The sequence below is a fragment of the Saccharothrix sp. ST-888 genome (assembly GCF_000955975.1).
Taxonomy (GTDB): Bacteria; Actinomycetota; Actinomycetes; order Streptomycetales; family Streptomycetaceae; genus Kitasatospora.
Map to the genome: position 1 here is coordinate 1 of NZ_JYJF01000213.1, position 4,210 is coordinate 4,210.

Annotated in this window: 1 protein-coding gene; it reads left to right on the forward strand. The window is 69.9% G+C overall.

What is annotated here, in order from left to right; translation table 11 throughout:
- The first annotated feature begins 490 nt into the window (after positions 1 to 490).
- Positions 491 to 4,126, forward strand: a complete 3,636-nt coding sequence (locus UK12_RS31990) for a sensor histidine kinase (RefSeq protein ID WP_052682397.1) — start codon at positions 491 to 493, stop codon at positions 4,124 to 4,126.
- Positions 4,127 to 4,210 lie beyond the last annotated feature (84 nt).

Consider the following 4,210-nt stretch of genomic DNA (forward strand, 5'->3'; position numbering starts at 1 on the left):
GACACCCCCGTCATCACCCTGGACGCCCGCCGACGCGACAGCGCCAAAAGCGCCCTCATCACCCTCGTCGAGCACGCCCTCCTCGCCCGACTGCGCTGACCGGCAACGAGGCCTGGAGCGGAACATTCGCCCAGGTCATCGACACAGAAAGCGCGAACCTGCCCACTTCCCTTCACAGCGGAAGTGGGCAGGTTCACAGCGGTGCATAACAGTTCGGTAGGCATTTAAAGATCGAAAGTAACACAGAGTCGCGATTTCGACCCACTCTGCAGCATCTGGCCCGAGTTTTGCCAGCATCGTTAGGTAATGTCCGATTTGTTCCTTACCCATCGCATACAGATGACTGTTTGTTCCGTTTCCCCGCACGTGCTGGAATTCCAGCTACCCCGTGTCACCCAGGGAACGTTCCACCCAGCAGCGGGCTGCGGCAAGCGGGGGAAAGCCGCTGGATTGATCCATGGCCGCCAGGCGGCCGAGAGGTTGTTGTCGAGTGAGGCGTAAGCAGCCAAGCACCCCGCAGCGGCGCTCCGAGCCCCGCGAGAACGAGGCGGTCGGTAGCGGCCAGCCATCGACCGGCGGGTTCTCTGCGTTCACCCGGGCCGGTGAGGACCGTACGTCCCCCGGCCCGTCGCCCCAGGTCCTCAGCGGACCGGGCGGACCGGGCTCGCCGAGTGGAGCGCCCAAGCGCGCGAACTCGGGCAGGGACGACGGCAGGAAGGACGCCAAGGGCCCCCGGCCCGACGCGCCGAACGCCGGCCGGACCACCGAGGAACTCCGGCAGAGCTCCGGCAAGTACGACTTCCTGGCACCGCGCAACTGGCGCGTGCCGACCCGACTGGTCTCCATCCTGCTGATCCCGGTCGTCATCGGCCTGGTCTTCGGCGGTCTGCGCGTCAACACCTCGATCGACCAGTTCACCACGGCCGATCACGCGGAGAAGACCGCCGAGCTGGCCCGCTCCGCCACCGAGCTGGCGGACGCGCTGCAGTCCGAGCGCGACCTCTCGGTGATCCCGCTGATGACCGGCCGCGACGACCAGGGCTCGATACCCAAGCTGCGCGCCAGGACCGACAAGGCGCTGGCCGCGTACAACGCCGCGTTCAAGAAGGTCTCCGGCGACGCCACGCTGGCCCGCCGCAACGAGGCCTTCCAGCAGCTGGTGATCGACCTCCCGCACCTGCGGGACAACGCCTACAAGCCCGAGCTGTTCGCCACCGCGACCCAGGCCGCGTACTCCACGCTGTTCGCCCCGCTGCTGGCCATCGACAACTCCGTCGGCTACGGCAGTTCCGACGTCACCAGCAAGGGCCGCGCGATCTACGCCCTGTCGCTGGCCAAGGCCTCGGCCTCCAGCCAGCGTTCGCTGATGCTCACCCTGCTCGTCGGCATCGGCACCAAGTCGGTGACCAAGTACGAGAACGGCGAGCTGATCCAGACCCTGCTGGTCTCCGCCAAGCTGGAGCAGACGGCGCTCAACGAGTTCAGCACCGGTAGCACCCCCGAGGACGCCAAGGTCTACTCGGACGCCCTGGTCCAGCAGGCCGCCGAGGACGCGCGCTCGCCGCTGCGGATGCCGGACAACAACTCCATCCCGACCATGCAGGGCCTGATGAACATCGGGCTCTCGTACACCGACGCCGCCCTGGCCGGTATGAGCAACGGTGAGGCCGCGGCCGACCACAGCTTCGACACCGCCCAGAAGGAAGGCCTCAACACCGCCAACTGGATGCAGGCGACCGGCAGCCACCTGACCGCGCTGCGCACCGGCGAGAGCAAGCTGCTCGACCAGGTCGTCTCCAACACCCAGGACATCAAGACCAACGCGCAGTTCGACGCGATCCTCAACTCGGCCATCGTGGTCGCCGCGCTCGCACTGGCCGGTCTGCTCACCGGCTTCATCGCCCGCTCGATGATCCTCGGTATGCGCGTCCTGAACACCGCCGCGCTGGACATCGCCAACCACCGTCTGCCGGACCTCGTCGACAAGCTCTCCAAGACCGACCCCGAGCGGGTGGACACCGCGGTGGCCCAGATTCCGCTCTGGGGCAAGGACGAGATCGGCGAGGTCGCCCGCGCCTTCGACCAGGTCCACCAGCAGGCGGTCTCGCTGGCCGCCGAGCAGGCCCTGCTCCGAGGCAACGTCAACGCGATCTTCACCAACCTGTCGCGTCGCAGCCAGGGCCTGATCCAGCGCCAGCTGGCGCTGATCACCGAGCTGGAGAACAACGAGGCCGACCCGGACCAGCTGGAGAACCTCTTCAAGCTGGACCACCTCGCGACCCGTATGCGCCGCAACGGTGAGAACCTGCTCGTCCTCGCGGGCGAGGAGGCCGGCCGCCGCTGGAACACCCCGGTCCCGCTGGTCGACGTGCTCCGCGCCGCCGCCTCCGAGGTGGAGCAGTACGAGCGTGTCGAGCTCTCCGGCATCCCGGAGGCCGAGATCGTCGGCGCCGCCGTGACCGACCTCGTCCACCTGCTCGCCGAGCTGCTGGAGAACGCCACCACGTTCTCCAGCCCGCAGACCCGCGTGCTGGTCAACGCCACCGGCCTGCCGGACGGCCGGGTGCTGGTCGAGATCCACGACAAGGGCATCGGCCTCACCGCCGAGGACTTCGCCGAGATCAACGAGAAGCTGGCCGAGCCGCCCACGGTCGACGCCACCATCTCGCGCCGCATGGGCCTCTTCGTGGTCGGCCGGCTGTCCCAGCGACACGACATCCGCGTGCAGCTGCGCCCCTCCGGCGAGTCGGCCGGCACCACCTCGCTGGTCATGCTCCCGCCGTTCCTCACCCAGATGCGGCACGCGCCGGAGCCCGAGGAGCAGTTCACCGTCTCGCGGATCTTCGAGCAGGAGCCGCAGGAGGCCTGGGCCCAGGAGATCCCGGCCGGCCAGCGCAGCGCTGCCGAACTGGGCTTCGACGACCACCTGACCGGCAACAGCGGCAGCAGCGGCTTCAGCCCGGCGCTGGAGGCCATGCAGCGCTCCCAGCGCCTGGACCAGCAGCGCCGCCGCGCCGCCCTGGACGCCGCCCCCGAGTCCCTGGAGGGCGAGGAGGTCATCGAGGCCGAGCTGGAGGAGGTCCCGCCGACTCCCGCCGAGCCCTACGGCTACCAGCAGGGCGCCGACGAGGGCTACCAGTACGGCCAGGACCAGTACCAGGCCCAGGGTTACCAGCAGAGCGGCCAGCAGAACGGCCAGCAGAACGCCCAGCAGGACCCGTACGGCCGCCAGCAGTACGCGGACGACTACGGCTACCAGCAGGGCGGGCAGCAGTACCACCAGCAGTACCAGGGCCAGCAGCAGTACGGCCAGGAGCAGTACCAGCCCCAGGCCTACCGCGAGGACCAGTACTCCGGCGACTACGGCTACCGCGAGGACCAGTACGGCCGCACCGGACAGCAGTTCGAGCAGAACCAGCCGTTCGGCGGTCGGCCCGACCAGGCCGCGGACCACCCGTACACCCCCGAGGCGTACCCGGCCGAGCCGGCCGCGCTGCCCCCGGCGGCGCCGCAGTCCGGCCCGCAGGGCTCGGGTCTGCCGCAGCGGCGTCCCGGCCAGCAGCTGAGCAGTGGCGGGGCCGGTTCGAACCGGGCGGTCGGTGGCGGCTTCGGCGGCCCGTCGGCCTTCGGCAACCAGGGCGGCAGCGAGAGCCCGAACTGGTTCGCCGGTGCCAAGGACACCTCGTCCGGCCTCCCGGACAACCGCAGCCACGAGGTGTCGGCGCTCGGCGGCTACGGCCCGACCGGGCCGACCAGCTCGCCGAACGCGGCCTGGCAGTCGCCCAACGACAGCGACTGGCAGCGCGCCGAGCAGCTGCGCGAGCCCGCGGCCGGCGGCACCACGCCCTCCGGCCTGCCGCGCCGGGTGCCCAAGCAGAACCTGGTCGCCGGCAACGCCAAGGCAGCCCCGCAGGACCTCCCGCAGGACGGCCCGCAGGTCTCCCGCAGCCCCGAGGAGGTCCGCGGCCGGCTGACCAACCTGCGCCGCGGCGTCGAGCAGGGCCGCAGCGCGAGCGGCGACGGCTCCACCGGGAGCTTCCGGATCGACCCCGACCGGGGCGGTTCCGGCAACGGACAGCAGAGCAGCACCGATCTCTTCGGCGGCTCGAACCACCAGGAGCGTTGAGTTGAGTCAGATGAGCCAGGCCGCACAGAACCTGAACTGGCTGATCACCAATTTCGTGGACAACACCCCCGGGGTGTCGCACAC